Origin of the sequence: Paraburkholderia sp. BR14374, assembly GCF_040948685.1 — a bacterium.
In the GTDB taxonomy this organism is placed as follows: Bacteria; Pseudomonadota; Gammaproteobacteria; order Burkholderiales; family Burkholderiaceae; genus Paraburkholderia; species Paraburkholderia youngii.
Genome location: NZ_JBFPKF010000072.1, coordinates 1 through 4,738, shown reverse-complemented (window position 1 = coordinate 4,738; position 4,738 = coordinate 1). Strand labels below are relative to the sequence as shown.

At 57.3% G+C, this 4,738-nt stretch carries 2 protein-coding genes and 1 pseudogene; 1 reads left to right on the top strand and 2 read right to left on the bottom strand.

The window, feature by feature from the left end; genetic code table 11:
• Positions 1-782 precede the first annotated feature (782 nt).
• Positions 783-1,985, bottom strand: coding sequence for a pectate lyase (locus AB3X86_RS37785; protein WP_368587863.1), 1,203 nt, complete (start codon positions 1,983-1,985; stop codon positions 783-785).
• 475 nt (positions 1,986-2,460) lie between these two features.
• The gene (locus AB3X86_RS37780) at positions 2,461-2,649 is read right to left on the bottom strand and encodes a hypothetical protein (protein ID WP_018437109.1); all 189 of its coding nucleotides are present in this window, start codon (positions 2,647-2,649) and stop codon (positions 2,461-2,463) included.
• A gap of 454 nt (positions 2,650-3,103) precedes the next feature.
• On the opposite strand from AB3X86_RS37780, the pseudogene AB3X86_RS37775 reads away from it, so the two are divergent.
• Positions 3,104-4,586 (top strand): annotated as a pseudogene (locus AB3X86_RS37775) (sigma-70 family RNA polymerase sigma factor); the annotation flags it as partial.
• Between the last annotated feature and the right edge of the window lie 152 nt (positions 4,587-4,738).

The following is a 4,738-nucleotide window of genomic DNA, read 5'->3' as shown; positions in this document are numbered from 1 at the left end:
TGCCGGGCTATGCGACCGGCCGCTTCTTTTTGCCATCTTTGGGTTCCTTTTGCTGGTCCCTATGACCAGCTCAGGCCCCGACCGTTCCACTTACCGACCTTGTCCGAAATTCCGGCGCCACCTCTGATCACGACATTGTTTGCTCTGAGCAATCTATGGACGGCGCGTAGAGCTTTGCGCAAGGCTTGATAACCTACGCCGTGTTTTGCGCCTTAGTAGCGCTGCGCGGAGCGGCGCAAGTCGCAGACGCCTTAACGACTCAACAAATTCTCATCACCGCCATTGCGAAAAATATAGAAGGTCAGCGCGCAAAATTCCGGTTGTGCAGACCTTTCCTAAGTATGCGTCTCGTACTTTCGACGTGCCGTACACCTCCATCCATTCCGACAGCGACGTTGTGCAGCCGACGATCCGCAACATACGACCCATCGGGCAAGTTTCTAGAATCACTAGGTCATTCCAAAGAACTGGGGGTACCCGATATCGAATTCTTACCGATTACGGACACAACAAGGGCGGGGTGCCCTATGTCACTCGTCAAGTGTGAGGGGCGGATTTCGCTTGATAGAAGGCGCCGTCGCGCAGCATGTGAAACTCGCTCCCGGTAGCACATACTAATGCGATCACCGATACGTGCTGCGCGGCGGGCGATTCCCGATCTGTGATTGCAGTGCCTGCGATGCGTCGTTGGATCATGAAAGGGCCGCCCCTGGGCACTGACGTCAATGCCAGCGAGACGACCCCAACAGCCAGCGGGAAGTCGTCCTGATTGATCGCTGGCACTAGCGAGGACCGTAGGCCGACGCGGCGTTGAGAACGGACGAGGCCGTCCTAACTCGATAGGCGTAACCGACGGGCGCGATTGAAAAAGCCTCGCCCTTTGCCGATCTGCCGGTGGACTGAACGTACTGGTTTGCGTTTTCATGAAAAGAGTAGACATCGTCCGGCAAATCCAGACCGACCTGAATGCTCTGGTTAGTTCTAAGAAAATAGTTGCTTTCAACATAAACGACGCTGCCGCTTCCGATCTGCAGGGCGTTGTACTGGGTCTCGTCTGACCCGACGGCCGTGAGGCCAGTCGGTGTGGCGTCGTTATCGAAATAATTGTCGTAGGCGTGGACCCAGCCCCGCAGCAGCGGACGCCCCTTTAGGTTGGGGCCGAACTGGTTATGGTGCAAGGTGACATGCAGCCTGTGCCCACCATATGCATACGAATCCTGCCGAGATGCGCCCACTACCATCGCCAGGCGTTCATTGGCCAGATCTTGGTTCTTGCCCGTCCAGTCCCACAGGGGATCGGGGCGCATCGCCAGCCATTCATTGGTGAAATAAAACCGGCTATACGAGACCGTCACATTATCCGATGACAGCGTCACACTCATCAGATTGTCGCTCGTATCGTAGAAGGAACAATGATCGACCCATGCATTGGTGACCCGTCGCAGCGACACGCCTTCATAGTTGATGCCGGCGTTGTTGGATGTGCCGTAGACTTGGGCGGGTAGGGCCTGTAGATCTCCGATGACGCCATGAAAAGTGATGTTTCTGATCACGACATTCTGGATGTTCTGGTCTGCCGGCAGCATTTCGCCGTCGAATTTAAGCTGGACGTTTTTCAGCACCGCATTGCCACCGCTGGCGCCTTCGATCGTGGTGTTGTTCCAGTCCGTGCTGGCGAAGGTGATGGTCGTCAGTCGCGGTCCGCCGTAGATTTCGCCCTTGACCAGGATGTGGTGCTGTCGCGCGCTGAACGCAGCCAGCAGATCAGCGAGGCTGTCGACCGTGACGGCTGGATCGTCTGATCCGGTCGCCGTTGCGAAACCGCCGGTGTCCGTCGGCAGACGCGCGGTAATTGCGGTCCGATTGAAATTGGACCGCAAGCCTGTCTCTGCTGAGGGGGCTGGCGCAGAAGACGACCCGTGCCCCCCAACACAAGCGCACAGCAGATATGCGATCAATATTGTCAGGATCAGCTGCGGCTTCATTTCATTTCCTCCTTTCAGGCCCGCACATGGTCAAGAGCCGGCATAGGCGATTTCGGCACGAAGGTGCTTCCGCACTGTCAGCTTCTCTCATTCAGCTTTGAAGTACGCCGGCGCCAATGTGCATCTTGTGGCGTGGCTGCTAGTTCGTGCCGCGCCCGGTAGGACCGCCGCACGCGGGCGGATGTGAAATCCATGCCCACAGGAGCGTTCGAGATTGCGCCAATGCGCCAATGCGCGCGCCCCAAGGCGCCATAACGCCCAGCCATTCACCGAAACCCGGCGGATGCCGGATTTCTGTCAAAAAGAGCGAGAATATCGGCTTTGCTAATGAGGGTCAATCCAGAGCCCACGCGGGAGAAGGTACTGAAGGCGGCCGACACGCTAGGGCAGTTGCACGGCGTAGACGTGATCTCCGTCAAACAGCGAAAGCTAGCGGTCCAGCCGAGATGTTCTCGTACGGACCTCGATGCGAGGCCTACTCGCCAATGAACCGCCATTTTTGGCGTAGAACCGACGACTGAACGACGGAAAGAGGCACGTCTCCAAGTCGGAGCTCGACCGAACCCAACGACGTTTGGCCGGAACGGCCCTGATGCGCTTCCGACTCCGCGCCGTATTCATAGATGCTCCAGTTCCACGCAAAGATCTCGATAAGCTTCGTCATATTCTATCCATCCAGATGTCGAATTCTTAGTGTGGCCCGCGGCGTAGCACGTTAACGTTGCGGACGGTCCAGATTCGCCAACTGGTGAAATGCGGTAGTTTGTGTTACGTTGCTAACGCATTGATGCTTTTCGCCAAGTCTTGCGGTTCCCTCGCGTCCGCCCGTATCTAGGGGCTGCGCATTCACTGCCCGTTGCGATTCCACAGCCTGTGTCCGTCTGTAACAGCGAAACGTGCGCGGCTCGTCGGCCGAGTGTGGACAGTCGCTGGTCGCGATTGCCGGGCAATCACGTCCAGGAGAATCTATGTCAAAGGTCGATTGGCCCTATTCACGTCCAGGCACAGTTTCGTCCGCTCTGAACGCGTCGGTCCCGCGCGCGTCGAAGGTCGATCCCGTAACACCCCTGCAGTCGATCGACGGGATATCGCAGGACGAAGAGCAACAGGAGCGCTGGATGCGCACTCTCATCCGACTCGGCAACCAGCGCGGCTACCTGACTCATGCGGAAATCAACGATCATCTCCCCGACAATTTTGTGCATACCGCGGCCATTGAAATCATTGCCAGCACTTTCAACGACATCGGCATTGCAGTCTACGAGCAGGCGCCTGACACGGAGAAGCCGTTCTTGGACGACGCGGCGCCGGCAGCCACGTCGGACGACAAGGCAGATCTAGAGGCCGAAGGCGCGCTTTCAACCGTCGATCCTGAATTCGGGTGCACAACGGATCCCGTTCGGATGTATATGCGTGAAATGGGTGCGACCGAATTATTGCCTCGCGCGGGCGAGACTGAGATTGCGAAACGCATCGAAGAGGGACTCCACGAAATGGGCTTGGCGATCGCACGCTGCCCGCCGACTGTCTTCACGATCCTTCGAATGGTAAAGCAGATTCAATCTGGTGAATGGTGAACTGCGCATCGATGAACTGGTCGACGGCCTAAATGAAGACTCCGAAGCGGTCCTTCGGTCGTTGCCAGAGCCGGCCAAAACCCCGGACATTGAACACGACAGCGCTAAGGGCGACGGCGGTGAGGGCAGCGTCGTCGAAGACCGAGACATGGTGAAGGGGAGCGAACCGCGAATGAAACAGCTCACGAGAGACGGCCTCGCTATCTTTGCGCGAGTTCGTGACCTGTACGAACAGATTTCAGAAGCCGACGCCGCGCAAGAAAACGGACAGGTCGCCCGCGAGCGCCTTTTTGAAGCGATCCAGCGGGAGCTTGCGGCTGTTCGCTTCACGGCACGGACTATCGATGCGCTATGCGCTGATGTGCAGCAGCAAGTCGCACAGGTACGTGCGGTCGAGCGACGTATTCAGCAGATTGCCGTTGACCGGTGCGGCATGCCGCGCGCGCGATTCGTCGAGTCGTTTTTGGGATACGAAACTGATCTCGCGTGGACTGAAAACTCGGCGACGTCCCGCGAGTACGGTGCGGCACTTTCACGCAGTCTACCGGAGATCCAGACTGAACAGCAGAAGCTTATCGATATTGAGGCTAAGGCCGGCCTGTCCTTGCAACACTTGAAGAAGATCAACCGGCAGATGGTGGCAGCCGAGTCGAAGATGCGGCAGGCGAAGCGCAAGATGATCGAGGCGAATCTGCGTCTCGTGGTCTCTATCGCGAGAAAGTACGCGAACCGAGGCGTGCCCCTTCTGGATCTGATCCAGGAAGGCAACATCGGCCTGATGAAAGCCGTCGACAAGTTTCAATATCGACGCGGCTGGAAGTTTTTAACTTACGCAACATGGTGGGTCAGGCAGTCAGTCACGCGTTGTCTTGCGGATCAGGCGCGCACAATCCGAGTCCCCTCGCATATGATCGAGTCAATCAACAAGCTAAACCGGATTTCGCGGGAGATTCTGCAGGAGACTGGGCAAAAGGCTAATCCTGCTGCGTTGGCTCAGCGCATGGAATTATCAGAAGACAAGATTTGAGCCGCCCCGGGTTTTCCGGAGGCCGTTTTGCTTGCGTCATGCCACAGTGACAGACTCAGCGAGATTTGCATAGTAAGCGGCTTCTGCCTCGGCAGGTGGAATGTTGCCGATGGGGCCGAAGAGCCGACGATTGTTGAACCAGTCCACCC

What these genes read in the sequence shown, in the direction of transcription:
- AB3X86_RS37780 (WP_018437109.1), bottom strand. Translation starts at nt 2,649, where the DNA reads ATGACGAAGCTTATCGAGATCTTTGCGTGGAACTGGAGCATCTATGAA.
- AB3X86_RS37785 (WP_368587863.1), bottom strand. Translation starts at nt 1,985, where the DNA reads ATGAAGCCGCAGCTGATCCTGACAATATTGATCGCATATCTGCTGTGC.